The sequence below is a fragment of the Parabacteroides hominis genome (assembly GCF_014287585.1).
Taxonomy (GTDB): Bacteria; Bacteroidota; Bacteroidia; order Bacteroidales; family Tannerellaceae; genus Parabacteroides; species Parabacteroides hominis.
Map to the genome: position 1 here is coordinate 57,831 of NZ_JACOOJ010000022.1, position 22,348 is coordinate 80,178.

Here is a 22,348-nt window from a genome sequence, read left to right on the forward strand (position 1 = left end):
ACAATTCAGGCAAACGATCAGGATAAAAACAGAAAATCATTCAGATGATTTCGCTGAACGCTTCGAAACAAGCTCGGAAACGACTGTGAAAAGGCTGGTAAAAGCCCCGAAGATACCATTTTAAGAGCTGGAAGTTCTTTCGAAAAAACCGTTTTACAACTAACGTTTTGGCTAAATTTTCACCCTTCCAGCTAACACTTTCCAGAAATTATACCACACAACAAGCAAAAGGATTCATATTATGGAGAATACGAACATAATGATAACCCTAAACTACTCCTCCTTCCTCTATTTGTAGATACCATGACAAAGGCACGGATAGAAGCAAATCTCTATACGGCTAACATAACAAATTGTCAATTTGCTATCAAGACTACCACACCGAACGGTCTTCATGCAGCTATTAATTTTAATGAGGGTGTGTCAAAAATTCAGTCCGCCATGACAAAACTTTGACACCCCCTCACTTAAAATAGTTTAGTACCAAAATCATTACTCCTCCATAAGAATAAGATCAATTCCAACTTATCCACCATTGCTGAAGAACCGAAATAACAGAGATTATTTTGCCGTATATGATTTTTTTGTAACGACTTTACCATCCAAATCAAGAACCACCAGATTCATCTGATCACCATTAGTCTCCACAGAAACCACACTGTTATTTGAATTTACCAATACCGGAAATTTGATACCGGCACTCGGTTCCTCATATTTGTTCCGATGGAGGTGTCCGCATAACATCAGATCCACTCCGAGTTCATTCAGGATAGGTACGAATTTCTTCAGGACGTCTTTCTGTCCATGCCAGATATTGAGGTCAGCAGAAGGAGGCATATGTGCAATGACAACTTTAAATTTAGCCTGCTTGAAATCTTCATTTTTATATAATTCCTTCATCCATTCCACCTGGTCCGTACGATAACCGTCATAATCGGTAATACCGCTGTACTCGATATCGGAATCCGGTTTGTCTTCCCCCGTATCCAACATAATGAAACATACAGGCCCCTGTCTGAAAAGATAATACAGGAACGGTTCTTTCGGAGAGAAATATTTCTGGAACGAAGTAGCAAATTCTCCCCGGGTTTCATGATTGCCACGTGCATAGTACATTGGCTTTTCGGAAGCAAACAAATCGATACTTTCTTTCATGAACCCGTTGAAAATAGTTTCCCGATCCTGAAACACAGAGACCATATCCCCATTAAAAATAATCAAGTCCTTATCTTTATAACCGGCAGTATTCAGCAGTTTCGTGATAATACCTTCACGACCATGAATATCATTAATCATCGCAAAACTTGTCTCTTTCTTCTGCGAATCACAAGTTGTAAACGTCAATGCTTTCTTTTTGTAGACATCCGAGGCTGCTACACGTCCGTATATGACAGAAATACCTTCGTGCGACAAGACTTCCTGCGCATAGATGCGATACCGGTATGTCGTACCGGGAGTCAGGCCTTTGACCTTAACTGTATGAAGTAAAGAGGTGTTCTTAACTCCGTTAGTCGTATCGAAATATTTAGGCCGTTCCTCTCCGTAATAATGCGTCCCATCATCCGGAGCCAATTCCACCCAACCGATGGAAGGTTTATCCGCTTCCCAGACAATGGTCGCTTCATTCTCTTTTACATTCTGCAAATAAGGCCCGTAAAGAATCTTTATCTGCGCAGTTGCCACCTGAGTGGCAACTGTGAGTAAAAGGACATATATCAATTTTTTTATATACTTCATTGTAAATAAGTTTTATTGATCTATTAATAACCATCGTTCTGAACCAATTGAGGGTTCGCATCCATTTCTGCTTGCATAATAGGCAGATGGAATTGCTTCTTGTCGAAATAACGCACTTCTACCAAGCGGTCTTCGCGAGAAGCATTCACATCGATCACGGCACGACGGTCCGGATCCGGTTCGTCATAATCGACGGTTCCACACAAACGATACAAGTCACCCGGCATAACAGTCTCTGCTACTTTCTTTCCGGTTTTGGCTCCGCTCTTGTCGTATTCGTCCCAGCGAACGATATCTTCAAAACGGAAACCCTCACCGGCCAATTCTATCGTGCGTTCCCTTCTTACCAGTTCGCGAACTTTGGCCTGTGTGTCGTATTTGGAACGGTCGACAGCAATATGCCCCCCGCGCAAACGTAGCCGGTCGATAATATTCATCGCTTCTTGTAAATCCTGATTCAGTTCGACCAAACACTCGGCTTTCGTCAACAGTATTTCCGCATACCGGAAAATAATCGGACACAAGGCATCGTCGTTCATGGAAGTAGAATACTGTCCTTGGTTGGGATACAAATATTTAGCCCACAACATGCCGGTATGAGACGCATTATCTGCCGCCGTATAATAATCCTTATTAGAAGAACCGCCCGGCAAAGTCTTGTCAAGAGTATTGAAAATTCGCGGTACATTATTACGTCCTACCCAATCCAATCCGGAATAGATAACCGTATTTTTCAATCGCGGATCACGATTGTAGAACGGGTGGACCGGATCATAGCCGGAACCGGCTTCATCGATCGACTTGCCATCTGCCATTTCAAACATGTCGACCATGTTTTGAGTCGGGACAAAAGAGGCCCAACCGCCATCCGAATTGTTATAGAAACGGATCACGTCACCATATTTATAAGTGGTTTGAACATGTTCGTAGGTACAAATAATTTCTTTCGAGTTTTGTCCGGACATAGAAAACATATTCAGAAAATCCGGATCCAATTCGTATTGGTTCAGAGCGATCACTTTATTTGCTGCATCCAGCGCCTCCGAATAATTACCCCACAACAAATTGAAGCGTGCGATCATCGAGAGGACCGTACCTTTGGCAATGCGTCCCTTTTCGGCCGGTTTCTCAGCTATATGTTCGGCGCTCCACATCAGGTCGTTCATGGCATGCTCTTTCACTTTTGCTTCCGGCTCACGCGGAAGTTTGGCATCGTCAGCCGTTGCAGGTACAAAATCCATAATAACGGCATCCCCGTACCAAGTTGCCAGGTAAGCATGGCTATATCCCCGAATTGCCCGTACTTGTGCCAGAAAATCATTCTTCTTCGTTTCCGTCATGGCAGATGCCGGAACCAAATCGATATTTTCAATTACGAAATTACAACGGCGTATCGTTTCATACTGCCTCCAATAATTCGGAGCCGCAGTTGGAGAAACGCTACCTCTCCCCATGTTTCTCATGTTAGAAGCGTTCGTATAATTGAAACCGATATCCGAATAGCTGTCTTCGTAGAAGATGAACTTCGACCCGACATAGTTATTCACCCACCAATTGTATGCAGCGGTTACAGCAGCATCGACATCCTCGGAGGTGTTCCAGAATGTGTTTGTCGTCAACTGATCTTTCGGATTCAAATCAAAAAAATCATCACAAGAAGTAAAGACTCCCGCCCCGACAAGACAAAGGGCGAGACTGAATATTTGTTTTAGTTTCATATTGTAATCATTTAAAACGTTACATTAATACCGATAGAATGGCTTTTATTAATCGGATAAATATCCAAATTGCCAGAAGAAGACTCAGGATCTGCGTTGAAAGGCAGGCTGTCGAAAGTGAAAAGGTTCTCGCCTGTATAGTAAATCTTCGCATTGGCGATTCCTAATTTATTCGTAACAACCTTCGGGAACGTATAACTGAAATTGATATTCTTAATACGCAAATAATCCGTATTCATAGCCCAGAAAGAAGAACGGCATTTATTAGGTGCACTAACGGAATTTTCTTCCAAGAACAAACGAGGCCATTCTGTGTTCGTATTTTCAGGAGTCCAAGCCTCCAGCCAGTTCGTACTCGGATGCGAAGTATCACCAATAAAGGAGCCGACAACATCTCTTGTGAAATAGCGATTTGTACCTGTCACACCTTGCATAAATACCGACAAATCAAAATTTTTCCATCCTGCACTCAACGTCAGGCCATAGGTCGTTTTAGGTTGTTGTGTACCTTTGATCACACGATCTTTTGAGGAAAGTTTCCCGTCTCCGTCTGCATCCTTAATACGGAAATCACCCGCTTTGAAAGGAGCCGACCACGGATTACCATATTGCTTTTCATAGGCAGCAGCCTCTTCATCACTCTGGAATAATCCGTCTACCTCATAGACATAAAATGATTGATAGGGTGCACCGACACGGTTAATCAGATAATCGTCGATAATCTCATTGACACCGGCCAAATCCAGCAACTTATTCTTGTTGTAGGAGAAATTCGCATTGACTCCCATTCTCCAATCCTTATTGAAGGAATGGTTCCAGGCGAAACTTGCTTCCACACCGCTGTTTCGTAAAGAACCTTTGTTGTCCTGATAGGTTCCCGATATACCGAATGTATCGGAAACGGGAATATCCATAATGATGTCGGATGTCTTGCGGTTATAATATTCGACGCTCAACATAAACTCGTTCAAGAAATTGGCATCAAAGCCGATCCCCCAGTTTGTCGAATTTTCCCAGGAAATAGTCGTTACCTTATGGCTTACAACCGTGATACCCTGGTGAACCGTTCCACCGAACGGGAAGTTTTTACCAATATATAAAGTAGGCAAATAGGGATAATATTCATCCGATACGGCATCCTGGTTTCCAAGCAATCCCCAAGATCCTCTGAACTTCAAAGACTGCAACCAGCTTCGCGTGTTTTCCATAAAATCTTCTTCCGAAATACGCCATCCGGCGGAGAAAGAGGGGAAATATCCCCAACGATAGCCCTTTGCAAAACGGGAAGAAGCATCGGCACGGAAATTAGCTTCCAACAGATATTTACCTTTGTAGTCGTAATTGAGACGTCCGAAGTAAGACAATAAAGCCAGTTCACGAGAATAACCGCTATTGGTTTGTGTCGAAGAATCGCCACCGTTCAAATCGGTCACTTCACTGTTTGGGAAACTCTTACGAAAGGCTTCTAATTTCCGGTAATCATACTTTTCGATCTTATAACCTGCCATCGCTTTGAAATGATGGTCCTGGTTAAAAGTCTTGTCATAATTCAACAATGCATCCAACGTATAACGACTCCATCTCGAAATCGTTTCCGTCAACTGATCCGGCCCGTGATAATTAACGTCGTCATACCAACATTCCTTGCGGTAATCTTTCGTTTCCTTTATATTCGTCACATAAGCGCCCTGCAATGTAAAAGTCAGGCCGTCTATAATATGATAGTCAAAGGACAGCACTCCAGAGAAGTTCTGCTGCAAATGATATTTCCGGCTGTCGATGTCCAGCCAAGCAGCCGGGTTTCCATCCGATATCGAACCGTAAGAACCGTCTTCTTTTTTATATGGAATCCAGGGAGCTATACGATTGGCTTGCCATATAAGTTGGTTAGAACCTCCTCCATAAGATGCATTTGGTTCGGAATATTGGTTATGGATAAAGGCCATATTCGTACGCATCGTAAATTTATCAGATAGCTTAATATCCAAATTCGTACGCAGATTGAACTGGGAACGGTCGGAATTCTTCATCGTTCCCTCCTGTCCTAAAAAGCCGGCCGAAGCCATGTATTTCACGTCCTCGGAACCTCCGCTGACATTAAGATTATGTTTATGCAGAAATCCAGTCCGGAAAATATAGTCTGTCCAAACCGTATTCGGATGGCCATAAGGATCTGTTCCATCCTGAAATAAACGGAGATCGTCATCTGTAAAACGAGGAGATGCGCCGTCCTGTGTCAACAACTGGTTATACAAACGGGCATAATCATAAGAACTCAGACGATCGATCAAAGTCGACACATTCGAAAAACTGACATTACCATTGTAAGAGACTGTCGCTTTACCGGTTTTCCCTCGTTTGGTCGTAACCAGGATTACACCATTGGCAGCCTTAGAACCATAGATGGCAGCCGAGGCTGCATCTTTCAAAACAGAAATAGATTCGATATCGTTAGGATCGATCGAATCGAAAGTTCCGGTTTCAATGCCATCCACCAAAATATACGGATTGGCGTTGTTCAAGGTTCCCACCCCGCGAACACGGATAGTCGAACCGTCATCTCCGGGCCTTCCCGTCCCGGATGTTATCGTAACCCCCGGAGTCAATCCCTGAAGGGCAGAAGATACATTCGTCACCGGCCGGTTGATCAATTCGTCTTTGCCAATCGTACTCACCGCCCCTGTCAGGTTTACTTTGGTTTGTGTACCATAGCCGACAACAACTACCTCATCCAGATTCTGTGTATCTTCGTGAATCGTAATTTTGTAATCGCTCTTGCCTTTTGTTACGGCAACCTCCTGGTCTACATAACCGATATAGGAAATCATCAATGTCGCACCGTCTTCAATGCCTTCCAATGTAAAATCACCGTCGACATTTGTCACCGTACCGACACCGGCACTTCCTTTCACAATGACATTCGCCCCGATAACGGGAAGACCGGTATTATCGATAACCGTACCTCTGATTGTCCTCCTGGCCTGTTGAACACTTGCTAAAGACACACTTTTTGTCTTTGCGTTATCTTGCAGGAAAACCCGGTTATCGACTATCCGATAAGAAATATCCGTATTCTTAAAGACTTTCTTTAAAACACTTTCGATGTGTTCATTTTTTACACGGACGGATACTTTAGAGATTTCTTTACTCAAGATGGATTCATCGTAAGAAAATTCATAGCCAGTTTGCTGGCTGATACTTTGTATGACCATACCTACAGTTGTCCTGTTCAAAGACAATTCCAGATTCACATACAAAGTATTCGCTTCATTTACCGCCATTGCAGGCGATGCTGCGACTAAGAATGCTGATAATGTCGCAATAGATACTTTTTTATTCATACCATGTGATTCGTTTTTGTTAGTACTATAAAAACCAGTTAACTTTTTACCGGGCACACCCGTACCCGCCAATAACACTTCCTATACCGGACAGCGCTTTTTATTAACCGCTGCAAAGGAATATCCCCGATATTACGGAACCGTTTACATCAGATTACATTTCAATTTCCCATAGACATTCATTTTTTTGTTTGTTTTTCAGATATATAAATTTCGGAACTCTCAATTCGATAGGTAATCGGCGCCAGATAGCATAACTGCTCCAGAACATCCGGCAAACGCTCGTCTTCATTTATCACGCAACGAAACCGGCGTTGAGCCAACTTCGACGACTCGATGTTTACATTTACATTATATTTGATTGATAATTGGTTGGCGATTTCACGAAGTGTAGTATTTTCGAAAACCAGTTGGTTAAAGCGCCATGTCGCACAAACATTCACATCGACATGATCCGTAAAACAGGTATTTTCATTCCAGGAATAGGCGACCCGTTCTCCTGGATTCATTTCTATGATTTTCTTTCCGTTCAGGGTGTGCAGGCTGATACTACCTCTTACCAAAACGGTTTCGACAGACTTATTCCCGGCATTGACATTGACGTTAAAGGAAGTTCCATGTACCTCTACCTTCACATAATCGGTAGCAACGATAAATAGCGATTTAGCATTCTTTGCGATGTCAAAGAATGCTTCTCCTTGCAAGGAGACCGTCCGGTTAACGGAACTGAATGACTGCGGTATTTTCAATTCGGAATTTCCTCTCAACCAAACAACCGAGCCATCATCCAGCGTCACTTTTTTCACGCCTTCACTATCTCCTAAGGCTATAGTCACATAAGTTTCCGGCTTAAAATAATTCCATCCGACAGATGAAAACGAAACAAGCAGTATAATAATAGCTGCATATTTCAGCAAAGAACGTACAATTCGATAACGCCTTGTCCGGTTAATCCGGGTATTTATCTTTCCCAAAGCCATATCAATCCGCTCGTTATCCGCATATTTCGCGGCATTCCACGAAAGACGCAAACGGAACACTTCCGAGAAAACAGTTTCATTCTCAGCCGACAAATCACGCCACCTCATCACCTCCTCCATTTCTTCTTGGGAGAGGCTGCCGATCAAGTATTTTGCTAAAAGTGCGTAATTAAACTCCATTTTTCACCTTGCTATATAAGCTAAACGACCAACGACGAAAAACTACTGAGCTAAAATGATTTTTTTTTCGTTTATCTTATCAAGCGTGTATGCCATGCGAAAGAAGAATGGCACAAAGCATATAATAGTCGTTCCTGGACATATGCCCCTTCAGGAACCGGAGTGCCAAATACAAATGGCTCTCCACCGTACGCTGCGGTATCCGGGTTTGCTCCGCAACTTCTTTAGTCGTCAGCCCTTTTATATAGGTAAGGATGAAAACTTCACGACGCTGTGCGGGCAGGTGTTCCAGCAATTCATACAAATGGCGGTAGAAATCTTTAACGGAAAGCTCTTCTATAACTGGATTGTCGCCTTTCAACAGGTTTTGATAATCTTCCAAATATTTCTCGTAAGTATGAGAATGGTATTTTTCAATCGAGAGGTTTTTCTTGAAATAGTCCAGGCAACGGGTATAAGCGGATTGAAAAAGATAGGAATGGAAACCCTCACTGACATATAGCTTTTCATGGTTTTCCCAAACATACAGGAAAACATCCTGAACAATATCCTCCGCTGCTTTTTGCTCAACCATAGAAGCAACATAAGCCATCATTCGAGGATAGTAGTAGCGGAAAACGCCATTAAAGGCTTCTCTATTCCCCTTCTTCAGTTCATACAATAAAGAAATATCGAACATATTACCAGCGATTTAAGTCCATTCTATTAACATCCCGCCTACAAAAATAATAATATTTTTACTAACTTTGCTTATTCAGCAACATTCTCCTCTGATAAAATGCCAGACAACAATTAACTCTTAGAATTTCTTTATCAGGAAAGACGGGTTTACCCTCAGATAGATCCCGGCAGAAAAACTGGTTTTGGCAAACGATTTATAGCCATCTTGCTCCGTGCCGCGAAAAACGACAGGCAGATGTTCATAGATATCCAGATCAACGCCAAGCGAGAAACCTTTTGCCAGCTCACGCGAATACTCCAAGCCAAAGTATAACATGGAAGGATCTTCAAAAGTAAGACTTTCATCGGATGTCGAGACAGCCCCATAAAACGGACTGCCGAACATGGAAATAAACTTATGGCATCTCCAATAGGAAGTCTTCACACGGAAATCATAAATATCGGCAGACGCACGTGCATACACGCCATAGCCGCTATCGAAAGGCCATATTTTACCTGCCTGCTGATAATAGCCGGTAACATCCAGTTCCACATTTACATTCTTGAATATCTTACGGCCTGTGTTCCACACGCCTCCGACTCCGATAGCACCGTTCATCAACGTCTGGACAGAATTGGTCAGGATCGTATCGATCTCTCCTCCCCGATGCTGGGCCAAAGCTTGCAAAGGGGCATAGAAATGAAAACGCGAATCCGGATCGTTAAACTTGAAACGAGTAGACAACCCGACCGTAAATGCTTCCTGGTGGACATCTTCCCTGAAAATAAAACTTTCCCAATTTACCCACGCATCCAAATCGAACCGGCGGGAATTATATAACAATTGCAATCCCATCTCCGGATCGGCGAGCATATTCAACTCCGGATTGTACAACGGCTCTATCAGATTGTGGTTGGCCGCCCCATACAAATCGCCCAGCACGATATTCACATGGTCGGACAAGGCCACCTGCGCCCGGAACCAGGGAAGTGCATGAAAACCTTTCTGGAACTGATCTCCTTTCCAATGTGCAATATCCTGATAAGCCATATTCGGATAGCGATTCGCCCCCCAGAAACGTTGTAGATGCACACCTGCTTCGAGTTTCAGCATTTCCAACGGATAATAGACCGCCTTTGCCTGCAACCAAAGCCCCGGCAGCGTATAGCCTTTCATAAAGGAACCAGTATATTCATCATCCTTAAAGAAACTCAGATTATCTATTTCGACCGAAAGCTCCCCCTTCTTTTCCGGATCGATCCGGTAATCCGTCTTGAAAACGCAGTCCGGAATCTGGGCATGAAGTGTATCAATAAATGAAGTTCCGGCCAAACAGAACAGGAGGCGCAGGCTAATGCGCAAACAGGAAATATTTAAAAGACTTTTCATCGATTGCAAATTTAAGTGCAAACGTAACAATTAAAAAGGAATAAACGAAGAACGGGGATATAGAATCTTGTCTATATCCCCGTTCATATACTTTGATGCTATATTTATTAGCGTCTCGGTGTTGCTTCTTTTACAACCATCTGGCGGCCTTCGTATTCAGCGCCATTCAATTCTTCGATAGCGTTTCTTGCTTCGTTTTCGTTAGGAAGTTCTGCGAAAGCAAAACCTTTAGAACGACGAGTGTCACGGTCAATGATCAATTTAACTGATTCAACTGTACCATACTCTTCCAAAACCTGTTGTAAGTCTGATTCTCTAACCCGATAGTTCAGGTTACCAATGTAAATATTCATACAAAAAATGATATAAAATAATTAATAAAAAAATTGAAACAATAAAACTTTTAGGAAAGATCAATGTCTGCTAAATCATATTCTGCAATGAATATTAAGTCGGAGATAAAGAACTACACAAACAGTTTTGCTTGTCGGGTACAAAGGAAAGCATTAAAAATGGATATTGCACTATAAAACCGGAAAATTTATTCATAACAATCCAAAAAAGATGCATTCAACATACTTTCCCTGGTGAACAGCCCTATTATCATAGGGAGTTAGAAAAAGAGGCTCTTATACATTAATACGTGAAAAAAGCCTATTTTATAGTATTTCTGACCAATTAAGCCGACATATAGCCTTTTATGTCTCAACCAGAAAGCCTAATTTTGCCCCAATCATTTTGAACTTAATTTGACATGGAAAAAATCGAAGTTAAAGAAGCCAAGGGAAAGCTTGGTATTCTGGTTGTTGGGGTAGGCGGCGCAGTTGCCACTACTATGATTACAGGTACGTTGGCTGCACGTAAAGGATTGGCAAAGCCTATCGGCTCAATCTCACAGTTAGCAACAATGCGTTTAGAAAACGGAGAAGAAAAAGCGATCAAAGATATTGTTCCTCTGACCGACCTGAATGACATCGTTTTCGGCGGATGGGATATTTTCCCTGATAATGCATACGAAGCGGCCATGTATGCAGAAGTCTTGAAAGAAAAAGACCTGAACGGCGTTAAAGACGAATTGGAGGCAATCAAGCCGATGCCGGCCGCATTCGACCATAACTGGGCAAAGCGTCTGAACGGCACGCACATCAAACAAGCTGCTACCCGCTGGGATATGGTTGAACAACTCCGCCAGGATATCCGTGAATTCAAGGCTGCCAACAACTGCGAGCGCATCGCTGTCCTGTGGGCTGCAAGTACGGAAATCTATATTCCGCTATCAGACGAGCACATGTCGCTTGCCGCTTTGGAAAAAGCGATGAAGGACAACAATACGGAAGCTGTTTCCCCAAGCATGTGCTACGCATACGCAGCTATCGCCGAAGGCGCTCCGTTCATCATGGGTGCTCCTAACCTGTGTGTGGACACTCCCGCCATGTGGGAATTCTCTAAAAAGATGAATGTGCCTATCTCCGGCAAGGACTTCAAGAGCGGACAGACTTTGATGAAGACAGTGCTGGCTCCGATGTTCAAAACCCGTATGTTAGGCGTAAGCGGCTGGTTCTCCACTAATATCTTAGGGAACCGTGACGGCGAAGTATTGGACGATCCTGCAAACTTCAAGACAAAAGAAGTCAGCAAGCTATCTGTCATTGACAATATCTTCGAACCTGAAAAATATCCTGACTTGTACGGAGACGTATATCATAAGGTACGCATCAACTACTATCCTCCCCGCAAGGACAATAAAGAAGCATGGGACAATATCGACATCTTCGGCTGGATGGGCTACCCGATGGAAATCAAGGTGAACTTCCTTTGCCGCGACTCCATCCTGGCTGCTCCTATCGCACTTGACCTGGTGTTGTTCAGCGATCTGGCCCTGCGTGCCGGCATGTGTGGCATCCAGACTTGGTTGTCATTCTTCTGCAAGAGCCCGATGCACGACTTCGAACACCAGCCTGTACATGACCTGTTCCAGCAATGGAGAATGGTTAAACAGACGTTGCGCGATATGATCGGGGAAAAAGCTCCTAACTATCTGGACTAAAATTCAAGGTAATACAAATTTAGTTTCATAGGTATGAAACTTTTGTTCCATGCCTATGAAACTTTTGTTCCATGCCTATGAAACTAAAATTCCATGCTGATGGAATTCCCGGTATAACTTTCTCCCGGATAAGGGGGAAAGTTTTATTATTTTTATAACTTTGCACACATTTTACTGACAGGATGAAAAGAGTTCCACTAATTCATATTATTATTGCAACAGGCTTCGGCTCCGGTTTTTCTCCGTTTGCTCCGGGAACGGCAGGAGCCTTATTAGCTACGCTGATATGGCTTGCATTGTCTTGCGCCGTATCTCCTACCCTGCTTCTTATTATAACCGCATTACTGGTCGGCATTTTTACGATTGCCGGCATCCGTTCGGCAAACGCAGTCGAGTCCATCTGGGGAGAAGATCCTTCGCGGGTGGTGGTAGACGAGATGGTAGGTGTCTGGATTCCGCTTTTGGCAGCACCGGCAGGTAACCTGTGGTATGCATTGGCAGCATTCGCGCTATTTCGCCTGTTCGATATTTTCAAGCCGTTGGGCATACGTAAGATGGAAAGCCTCAAGGGCGGAGTCGGAGTAATGATGGATGATATTTTGGCTGGAATATATAGCCTCATCCTGCTAATCGGTGCAAGATGGTTGATTGGATAAAGAAAAGTGCAAGAGCGTTTTCGGAGAAAGGCGGGATATTCATGTTCATACGAGCCCAATTTTCTTCGCAGATTGCCAGTGCGACAGACTTTTTAGTCACAATCTTGTTAGTCAAATTATTTGGAGTTTATTACGTATATGCAACCTTCACCGGTTCTGTCTGCGGCGGGATTGTGAACTGCATCATCAATTATAAATGGACATTCAAGTCCAAAGAATGCAAGAAGCGACATGTGATGGCAAAATACCTGCTGGTCTGGATCGGCAGTATCTTACTGAACACCTGGGGGATCTACTTCATGACGGAAACGATCAGCAGGAATCCCTGGGTCCAGGAGACACTGAAACATTATATCGACGACTTGTTCGTCTTCTCCAAGATAGTCGTCTCGCTGCTTGTCGGATTTCTTTGGAACTATAATATGCAACGTGTCTTTGTCTACAAGAACTGTAGGATCAGGGGCCGTTTCCAGAAAGCGAACTCAAAATAAAAACAAAATAGTAAGATATGAAATTCAAAGTTTTTAGAGATTGGTTGCAACAGACGATCTACAAGATCATCAACCCGATCGTACATGGAATGATTAAAATTGGGATCACCCCCAATTTTATTACGACGACAGGATTAATCCTGAATATTGTGGCTGCCTGCATATTCCTTTATGCCGGAATGAAGGGAGAGCGAGGTGATTTCTATTATATCGGCTGGGGAGGCGGTATCATCCTGTTTGCCGGACTGTTCGACATGATGGACGGGCAGGTGGCGCGTATCGGCAAAATGAGTTCCACGTTCGGCGCCTTGTACGATTCGGTACTGGACCGCTACAGCGAACTGACGGTTTTCTTCGGGATCTGCTTCTACCTGATCAATCAGGGATATGTAATCAGTTCGATCGTTGCCTTCATTGCTCTGATCGGTTCACTGATGGTAAGCTACGTCCGCGCCCGTGCCGAAGGGCTGGGACTTGAATGCAAAGTCGGTTTCATGCAACGTCCTGAACGTGTGGTATTGACCGGATTAGGCGCTCTTTGCTGCGGTATCTTTGCTCCCATGATGGAAAACAACGAGACATTCGAACCGATCATGATATTCGTCATTCCTTTGCTGATCGTTGCGATATTCTCCAACATCACGGCATTCGCGCGCCTGAACCATTGTCGTAAACTATTGAGCAGCAAAAGTAACGAATGAAAGACACTATTGTACTCCCGTCAAAGAAAGAGACAGGCACTGTTATCGGCCTGACAGCACTGTTCCTTTTGCTGACAGCCGTATGTATCGGATTGCGCCCGGAGCATGTATTCATGGTCGGCCTGTACCTGCTCCTCTTCTTCGCCAGCAAGACAACCCGTAAATTGGCTGTTGCCTTGTTGCCGTTTGCTCTTTTCGGCATTTCATACGACTGGATGCGCGTTTTCCCGAACTACGAGGCGAACCCGATCGATGTGGAAAGCCTGTATAATCTGGAAAAAAGCCTGTTCGGCATAAACGATAATGGGAATATCCTGATTCCTTGCGAGTATTTCGCGATCCATAATTGCCAGATAGCGGACTTCCTTGCGGGTATATTTTATCTCTGCTGGGTTCCGGTTCCGATCGCTTTCGGGTTGTGGCTCTACCTCAAGGGAGACCGTAATTTGTACCTCCGTTATTCGATGGTATTCCTTTTCGTCAACCTGATCGGCTTTGCCGGATATTATATCCACCCGGCAGCACCACCCTGGTATGCAATCAATTATGGCTTCGAACCCATACTCAATACGCCCGGTAATATTGCCGGCCTCGGCAGGTTCGACGCATTGACCGGCCTTTCGATCTTCGATTCCATCTATGGCCGTAACGCGAATGTATTCGCGGCAGTTCCGTCATTACATGCCGCATATATGGTTGTTGCGCTATGCTATGCGATTATCAATAAATGCAATAAATTTGTAATTGTCTTGTTTGCCATCATTATGTTGGGAATTTGGGGAACGGCGGTTTATTCGTCACATCATTATATTATCGATGTAATGTTAGGAATCGGTTGCGCCCTCTTAGGAATCCTGCTTTTCGAAAAAGGATTGATGAAGACAGGCTGGTTCGAAAACTTCTTTAACCGGTATTATAATTACATTAAATAATGTGCCAATGAACCAATGTGCCAATATGCCGACAGGAGGAAAGCCTTCATTGGCTTATTGGCACATTAGCTTATTGGCACATTATTCATTGCATCTTGACCTTTTTTAAAGTGGCATAACATCTTAACTTTGCCACAAATAAAAGTTAGGATGTTATGTATAAACAAACTCTACCACTATTCCTGTGCATACTCTTGTCTGCATGCGACCTGATCGATTACCATCCGTATGACGGCCGGCTCACCATTTCCGAACGCGATATCAACGGTCACAACATCCCGCTTATCGAGGCAGCGACAAAAGATAAAGACACGATCCGCTTCGTCCTGATGGGCGACACACAACGCAGCTACGACGAGACGGAAGATTTCGTAAAACATATCAATACTAAAAAAGACAGCATCGATTTCATCATACACGGAGGAGACTATACCGAGTTCGGCATGAAGAAAGAGTATGAGTGGGCTGTCGATATCCTGTCGAAGCTCGATATTCCGTATGTCGGATTGATCGGCAACCATGACGTAATCGGCAATGGCGACCAGGTTTTCAATAAGTTGTTCGGAGAAGAAAACTTTTCCTTTATCGTCCGGGACATCAAATTCATTTGCCTCAACACCAATGCGATCGAATACGACTATTCGCACCCTGTTCCCGACTTCAGTTTCCTGAAAGAAGAACTGCAAGACAGTACCCGTCATTACAACCGTACGGTCGTCGCCATGCATGCACGTCCCGGAAGCGAACAGTTCGATAATAACGTAAAAGACGTATTCCAGTTATATATCCGTGAATTCCCCTCTTTGCTGTTCTGCCTGAATGCGCATAACCATCAGTTACAAGTGGAAGACCTTTTTGACGATGGGATCATCTACTACGGCTGTAGCAATATAGCCAAACGCAACTACCTATTATTCACCCTAACCCCGGACAACTACACGTATGAAGTTATCGATTTTTAAATGGACGATAGTATTTCTTTTCCTGGCCGGCACTTTACAGGCACAGGAGGAAATCGAGGAAGATGCACGATATAAGAAACGTGTGGAAAAATACATTTCCAGATGGGAAAAGCTCATTCCCCGCTATACCAAATTCCAGTTTGCCGGATCGATGGGTATGCTTTCACTCGGAACAGGTTGGAATTATTATCGCAATCACTGGGAAACAGATGTATATTTGGGAATAGTTCCCCGCAACTCGGACCATCGTGCTATGGCCGCCCTTACGCTTAAACAGAATTATTACCCCTGGAATATCCAAATTGGCGACAGGTTTTCTTTCGAGCCTCTTGCCTGCGGTGTCTATATCAATACCCTTTTAGACCGGGACTTCTGGGGCAAGCAGCCAGACAAATATCCGCAAGGTTATTACTGGTTCTCCACCCGCATCCGTTCCCATGTTTTCATAGGAGAGCGATTCACATTGAAGTTAGATACAAAAAAGAGCTGGCATAAATCCATCTCTTTCTTTTACGAACTCAGCACCTGCGACCTGTATCTGATAAACAAGATCGGGAACAGTTACCTGAAACCCAAAGACTATCTGAGCCTCTCGTTCGGCCTCAAACTGCAAATCCTGTAAAGCAAAAAAACGGGAGGTGTCATTACGACAGCCTCCCGTTCCCCATAAACTACATAAAACACTTAAAAGAACAAACTTCTCATTAGAATGCAAGACCTAAGCGGATACCCCAGTTGTTCAATCCGTCGATAGAATAGCTCAGGACATCTCCTTTATTGGTTGCATAATTATAGTAGGCAGCGATATGCAGACCGATCTGTTTCTGAGGTGTAAAATACATATTCATACCGATTTCGGGAGATACATAGAAACCCCAGTTACGGTCGTAAACTTTCATTACATTCATATAAGTCGACATTTCACTGTAGCTCGCACCTAACTGCACACCAGCATAAGGCTGGAACTGACTTTCAGGAGCTACGTTGTAACGGAAAGCTGCACCAAAAGGCAACTGGAAGATAGAATGCTGCTGATCGGAAGTGATAGCCGATGTAGAACTTACCGGCAATGTCTGACGATCGATATACTTATTGTTGGTATGATAAGAGATAAATGCACCTACCGAGAAATTAGGAATTACATAATAACCGGCTTCAGCATGTGCACCCCAACCACTTGTCTTGTCAGAGAAATTCTGACTGAACGGAGAGTTGATCTGCCAGTCGACATTAAAATACATGTTCTTTACAACCTGGGCTCCAGCCAGAGAAGGTATCGCTAAACAGGCAACAAGTAAAGCGATTAATTTTATTGATTTATATATCTTTTTCATAAGACTCAAATTTATCTTTTAATTCGCGTTTAATTATTTTTTCAAGTACGGTGACTGTACAAAAGCCTGCTCGATAGCACGAGTAGAAAGTTCGATATTTACTTTGTCGGAACCGGACAGCAAACCAGTCATGTAAGCAGTCCAGAGAACCGGCAGTTTAGCATCTGTAGATTTTGGCAGCGGAGCTTTCAAGTTGACCAATTCAACCAATAAAGAACCCACGCTATAGCTGTACACTACAGGATACGGATAATACCATCCATTCCATGCGCCAGTCCAGTTACCCCAGTAGCCATACCACCAGTTATATCCCGGATAACCCCACCACCAGTAAGGATTGTCATGATAGTTGGTAAAGTAATTTACATTTTTCACGAAAGAAACCTGCAAACCCAGATCTGCGGCTTCTTTATCCATTGTACGTGTGTAACCACGACCTTCCATGCCACTAACCAAAGTAGAGACGATATCGTTAGCTTCAGTTGCACTCCAGAATTCCGGTTTTTCACTGTTACCGATAACCATTACACTATCAGGGATGTAGAAAGTTGTAAACGATTCGAAATTAGCATCCTTGTTGTGATCTGTGAATACTACGAAATCATCGCTTAGTTTTGACATGTCCGGGTCCTTCTGGCAAGACGCCAGTAAAAGAACCAATAAGAAAAAAGGAAGAATCTTTTTCATCTCATTCAACGTTTAAAACAGTTTATACTATTATTTGTGCACTTATATATAAGTTACTATTTAAACAACATGAACTAAAAAAGGTTTGCATTCTCCCTTTTCAAGAGTGTTAATTAACTTGTCTGAAGATTTTGGAACGGTTATAAACGAGTGTTAAAGCAAAGAAGAGGAAAGGCCTCTAATCAGGAAACCTCTCCTCTTCTCTCTTTATGATAGACAATAAACCAGATAACTACCGGACTACGATCTTATAACGCACCTCTCCTATCAGAACAATATACATTCCGGAAGACAGGCGGATCGAAGACGTTCCGGATATCCGTTTGGCGCAGACACAATAGCCGGACAGATTGTAAATCCTAACCTCAGTTTCCAAAGGCGATTGTATCCATATTTGTCCATTCCCTATACGAATCTGCGGCTTGTTCACAGAGACTTCTTCATTGTCGACAGAACTCCCGGTTGTTTCTGCAACCGTCGTACTTTGTGCCAGGATAACCGTTTCGCCATTGGCCTGCTTGACAGCTGTCGTTTCGATATAATAGGTCGAACCGGCTTCCAAGCCTTTCAACTGATAAGAGAATCCTGTAGACTTCAATTTTCCGTTAGCATCAAACGTATAAGTCGCTATCAACTCTGTTTTAACAGCATCCCGATAAATTTTAAGAATATAATCGGTCGCTTCGGCAACCGGTTCCCAGACGACAGTGAGGGTACTGTCGGTCACCTCCGGAACTTCCGGGTTCATGCTTTCTCCCTCTTCCACAATACGCTTGAAGTTCTTCCAACCGGCAGCCTTCGAATAATTGTCTTTAGAGCCTTTCGGGACATAAAGAGTACAAATGTCACTTTGTTTCGAATAATAGAAAAACGCATATTCCGGATATTCACCCAAAGGAAGAGGCTGGGCCATTTTGCTATGGATCTCCTTCAACGTCTTCTCGCAATGATCAACAATTCCCATCCCGATACTTTTCAGGCTGGCCGGCAAAGTAAGGCTTTCCAATCCCGTACAAAAATCAAATGCACAATCGCCTATCGATTCCAAACCGTCCGGCAATGTAACCGATTTGAGATTCGTACAATAATAAAAAGCGCCGCTTTCTATTCGTTTCACACTATTAGGAATTATATAAGAATCACCTCGCATATTCGGACAAACAAGAAGAATTGTCTTATCCTTATTATAAAGGGCGCCATTGCTTGAGGTATAATGCCGGTTGGCCGAATTGACAGCAATATGGGCAAGTTTGACACATTCGTCGAACACTCCTTCGCCGATAGAGGCCACGCCAGCCGGTATCTCTATGTTTTGCAAAGAAGAACACTGTATAAAAGCACCGTCTCCAATTGTCTCCAACGTACTGCCCAATAACAAATTCGTCAGCTTTCCGCATGCCAGGAATGCCTCTTTGCCAATTGTTTTAAGAGGCATCTTAACCCTTTCCGGCTGAAAGCGTACCAGATTACTGCACTCGTAAAACGCCCTTTCACCTACCGCCGTCACATTATAGGTCGTGCCCTCGTAGGTCACACTCGGTTTGATATCGAAATACTCAGGGGTCTTGTCAGTCACTCCCGTTATCATCACCTCATTGGCTGCCGTCACCTTATACTGCAATTGCCCGATGGTGAAGGATTGAACGGCCGTCCCGCCTCCTTCTTCAACGATGTTTTTGAAATCTTTCCAACCGGGGGCTGCTTCATACAGGGCTTTTGTACCTTTGGGGACGTATAAAGTACAAGTATTCTTATTGATCGTAGCCAAAGGATCTCCATCCATTTTTATATTTCCCGGAGCTTTATGGTTGCTATGTATTTCCTGAAGAGCGCAAAAATCATCTTCCGTATAAGGCGTTCCGAACAAATAAGTGCCGGCCTCCTTCAAAGTAGAAGGGATGGTGATCGACTTCAGTGCATCGCAATATTCAAAGGCCCCTATTTCTATTACTTCCAGCCCTTCCGGCAGCACGATACTTTCTATGAACCCGCAATGCTCCATCGCATTATCGACAATCCTGATAATACCCGCCGGCAATGTCACATTCTTAACCGGATAGTCCGTCGGGCAGTGCATCAGGATCGTTTTCGCTTTGTTATACAAAATGCCATCTACCGAAGCATAAACCGTATTACCGGGTTGTACGTTGATCCGTTCCAATATGCCGATATAAGGATTGTTCCAACCTTCTTCAACATATCCCATAAGCGTCACACTGGCAGGAATTGTGATTTCCTTCACGCCACACTCATCAAATGCACCTTCTCCGATTTCCTTCAAACCTTCATGCAAAGTAACCTGAGTCAGCATCTCATCCATATCGAACGCATACTGCCCGATCGTTTCGACAGAAGCCGGAATATCAATGGAAGTAAGAGCGTAACAATGTTTAAACGCATTTTTGGATATGGTTTTCAAACCGTCAGGCAACGTAATCTTTACAAGTTTATCACATCCGTAGAAAGCCGATTCGCCAATAGTTATTACATTATAAGTCTTATCATCATGTGAAACAGTTACCGGGATCGTACATTCCGTAACAGTCCAAGTTGAACCGTCTTCAATATCCGGCCCTACAACCGAAACGGTATTCCCCGACAAAACACAACACTGAAAAAAACCAGCTTCATCAGTAAATTTAGTTCCCAATACAACATCACCTTCTTCAACGACCTTAACAAATACGTCCCAATCAGTATAATGTTTCTTACAACCTTGAGGTACATAAGCGGTTATTTTCTGTAAATCAACATTTTCAAATACATCCTTTCCTAATGTCGGATGTTGCGTTGACTTAAAATAAACAGCTGTCAATCCGTTACAATTCGCAAAAGCCTCATCTTTTATTTCTTTCAATGTAGTTGGTAACGTTATTGTATTGATATGAGTACAACCATCAAAAGCCCCCTCTCCAATACCTACTACAGTATAAATAATACCGTTCCTCTCTATTGTCTCTGGTATTTCATAGTCAAAAATTGTATGATCTTCACAAGCTATTACTTCAATTGTACGATCTGATTCTGAAACATATCCAAATGTAAAGTTAGACCATGTAAAAGCTATACATTCACCTTCTTTTAAAATGTATTTAAAGCGATTCCATGGAACTATTTTCCGATAGACCTTCTTTGCTTCATAGTTAGGTACAAATAATGTCATGGTATTAATATTCATTTTAGCAAATACTATATCTGAACACGTAGGAGGAATAAGTGCATTCTGACAATGAAGCTCTTTAAAAGCACCTTGTTCTTTATAATCGCCAAAAATATCCTTATTTAAATCAACTAAAGAAGATGGAATTGTTACTGATTTTAATTTATCACAAGAAGAAATTGCCAGTTCTCCTATTTGAATTAATCCATCCGGAAACACAATCTCTTCTATATTTCGACATTCATGCAAAGCATAAGAAGATATGGATTTCAAATTATGTTCCGGTTTAAATATTTTCTTTGGATAATTGGCTGGACAAAAAATCAAATTGCTTTTATCCACATTATAAAGGACTCCATCTACAGAAGAAAAAGAGGTATGATTCACATCTACTTCTACCGCCTTCAAAGAAGAACAATCAGTAAATACATTATAATGGAACGACTTAACCGATACAGGTATAGTTATAGTTTTTAAAGATTTACATGCTTTAAAAGCTTCATTTCCTATTTTCACTAATGAATTAGGCAATGTAATACGACTTAATGCCCCACAATTTCCAAATGCTCCAGCCATTATTGTCGTAACATTATAAGTAGTTTCCTCATAAATAACTTGGTTTGGAATATCACATTGCGCTATAGAATTCTGCTCCGGTCCTAATACTGCCACATCCTCTTGCCCAATAATTTGATAACGTAAGCCATTATCTATAAATATATTACTTTTATCTTCTTCTCCTATTTCTACTATTTCTTTAAAAACATTCCACCCTGCAGCCTCATAAGCTGTTTTACAACCCTTCGGTACGTATAAAGTAGCATTTTTTTTCACCTCCGAGTCTATGAAAAAAGTACTTTTATAAATGGGAGGTGTCGGATTCAGCATATAAATTTCTTTCAATGATGGACAACGTTGAAAAGCATTTTGTAAGGCCAATTCAGACATCTTCTCTGTAAATACAACTTTCTCCAGATTAATACAATCATGAAAAGAATACATTATCCATGGACGCTCTACATCCAATATAACTTCTTTTAGATATTCATTATCGTGAAATGTATCACTAATAGAAGCAATCGGTATAGTAATTTTTGCTGCTTTACAGGTATTAAATGTTGACCCAGATCCCATTCCTCCAAGTCGACCAACAACTTTTACAGTAATTTTTTCTCCTTCATAGACATAAGAAATTGGTATCGTAATAGCATCCGCAGAACCTAAATAGCCAGTACATGCAGTTCCGTCGTACTCCCAATCACCGATTGTTATAATTGTAGCTTTTGCATATAAGACAAAAAATAGTGCCAACAAAACTATTGTACTTTGCCTCATCCTTTTGTATATAAATACATTCATACTCTCTAATTTT

Annotated in this window: 17 protein-coding genes; 7 read left to right on the plus strand and 10 right to left on the minus strand. The window is 42.7% G+C overall.

Features of this window, described 5'->3' with window-relative positions:
* Window positions 1-561: 561 nt before the first annotated feature.
* The 7 genes from H8S65_RS12775 to rbp all read right to left on the minus strand — a co-directional run bounded on the left by H8S65_RS12775 (window position 562) and on the right by rbp (window position 10,359).
* Window positions 562-1,737, minus strand: a complete 1,176-nt coding sequence (locus H8S65_RS12775) for a purple acid phosphatase family protein (protein ID WP_186930341.1) — start codon at window positions 1,735-1,737, stop codon at window positions 562-564.
* 23 nt (window positions 1,738-1,760) lie between these two features.
* Entirely contained in the window at window positions 1,761-3,455 is a 1,695-nt protein-coding gene (locus H8S65_RS12780; RefSeq protein WP_186930342.1) for a RagB/SusD family nutrient uptake outer membrane protein, read from the minus strand.
* 11 nt (window positions 3,456-3,466) lie between these two features.
* Window positions 3,467-6,796, minus strand: a complete 3,330-nt coding sequence (locus H8S65_RS12785; protein ID WP_186930343.1) for a TonB-dependent receptor — start codon at window positions 6,794-6,796, stop codon at window positions 3,467-3,469.
* Window positions 6,797-6,975: 179 nt separating this feature from the next.
* Window positions 6,976-7,956 carry a FecR family protein gene (locus H8S65_RS12790; protein ID WP_186930344.1) on the minus strand — a complete coding sequence of 327 codons (981 nt, stop codon included), beginning with the start codon at window positions 7,954-7,956 and terminating at the stop codon, window positions 6,976-6,978.
* Between the two features lie 79 nt (window positions 7,957-8,035).
* Window positions 8,036-8,635, minus strand: coding sequence for an RNA polymerase sigma-70 factor (locus H8S65_RS12795; RefSeq protein ID WP_186930345.1), 600 nt, complete (start codon window positions 8,633-8,635; stop codon window positions 8,036-8,038).
* A gap of 120 nt (window positions 8,636-8,755) precedes the next feature.
* Entirely contained in the window at window positions 8,756-10,006 is a 1,251-nt protein-coding gene (lpxZ, locus tag H8S65_RS12800) for an LpxZ family protein (protein WP_186930346.1), read from the minus strand.
* A 107-nt stretch (window positions 10,007-10,113) separates the two neighbouring features.
* Entirely contained in the window at window positions 10,114-10,359 is a 246-nt protein-coding gene (gene rbp, locus H8S65_RS12805) for an RNA-binding regulator (protein ID WP_005635197.1), read from the minus strand.
* Window positions 10,360-10,760: 401 nt separating this feature from the next.
* Here rbp and H8S65_RS12810 point away from each other — a divergent pair, with 401 nt between their 5' ends.
* The 7 genes from H8S65_RS12810 to H8S65_RS12840 all read left to right on the plus strand — a co-directional run bounded on the left by H8S65_RS12810 (window position 10,761) and on the right by H8S65_RS12840 (window position 16,417).
* Window positions 10,761-12,053, plus strand: a complete 1,293-nt coding sequence (locus H8S65_RS12810; protein WP_186930347.1) for an inositol-3-phosphate synthase — start codon at window positions 10,761-10,763, stop codon at window positions 12,051-12,053.
* 182 nt (window positions 12,054-12,235) lie between these two features.
* Window positions 12,236-12,709 (plus strand): phosphatidylglycerophosphatase A family protein, encoded by a 474-nt coding sequence (locus H8S65_RS12815; RefSeq protein ID WP_186930348.1) that lies wholly within the window; start codon window positions 12,236-12,238, stop codon window positions 12,707-12,709.
* Window positions 12,694-13,200 carry a GtrA family protein gene (locus H8S65_RS12820; RefSeq protein ID WP_186930349.1) on the plus strand — a complete coding sequence of 169 codons (507 nt, stop codon included), beginning with the start codon at window positions 12,694-12,696 and terminating at the stop codon, window positions 13,198-13,200. The genes H8S65_RS12815 and H8S65_RS12820 overlap by 16 nt, the downstream gene beginning before the upstream one ends.
* A 17-nt stretch (window positions 13,201-13,217) precedes the next feature.
* Window positions 13,218-13,901, plus strand: coding sequence for a CDP-alcohol phosphatidyltransferase family protein (locus H8S65_RS12825; protein WP_186930350.1), 684 nt, complete (start codon window positions 13,218-13,220; stop codon window positions 13,899-13,901).
* Window positions 13,898-14,833: a phosphoinositol dihydroceramide synthase gene (locus H8S65_RS12830; RefSeq protein WP_186930351.1), complete on the plus strand. Its 936-nt coding sequence runs from the start codon at window positions 13,898-13,900 to the stop codon at window positions 14,831-14,833. The genes H8S65_RS12825 and H8S65_RS12830 overlap by 4 nt, the downstream gene beginning before the upstream one ends.
* Window positions 14,834-14,988: 155 nt before the next feature.
* Entirely contained in the window at window positions 14,989-15,795 is an 807-nt protein-coding gene (locus H8S65_RS12835) for a metallophosphoesterase family protein (RefSeq protein WP_186930352.1), read from the plus strand.
* Entirely contained in the window at window positions 15,776-16,417 is a 642-nt protein-coding gene (locus H8S65_RS12840) for a hypothetical protein (RefSeq protein ID WP_186930353.1), read from the plus strand. The genes H8S65_RS12835 and H8S65_RS12840 overlap by 20 nt, the downstream gene beginning before the upstream one ends.
* 82 nt (window positions 16,418-16,499) lie before the next feature.
* Here H8S65_RS12840 and H8S65_RS12845 read toward each other — a convergent pair whose 3' ends face one another.
* The 3 genes from H8S65_RS12845 to H8S65_RS12855 all read right to left on the minus strand — a co-directional run bounded on the left by H8S65_RS12845 (window position 16,500) and on the right by H8S65_RS12855 (window position 22,335).
* Entirely contained in the window at window positions 16,500-17,129 is a 630-nt protein-coding gene (locus H8S65_RS12845; protein WP_186930354.1) for an outer membrane beta-barrel protein, read from the minus strand.
* A 33-nt stretch (window positions 17,130-17,162) separates the two neighbouring features.
* On the minus strand, window positions 17,163-17,816 hold the full coding sequence (locus H8S65_RS12850; protein ID WP_186930355.1) for a DUF4136 domain-containing protein: 654 nt from the start codon (window positions 17,814-17,816) through the stop codon (window positions 17,163-17,165).
* 232 nt (window positions 17,817-18,048) lie between these two features.
* Window positions 18,049-22,335, minus strand: coding sequence for a leucine-rich repeat protein (locus H8S65_RS12855; RefSeq protein WP_186930356.1), 4,287 nt, complete (start codon window positions 22,333-22,335; stop codon window positions 18,049-18,051).
* Between the last annotated feature and the right edge of the window lie 13 nt (window positions 22,336-22,348).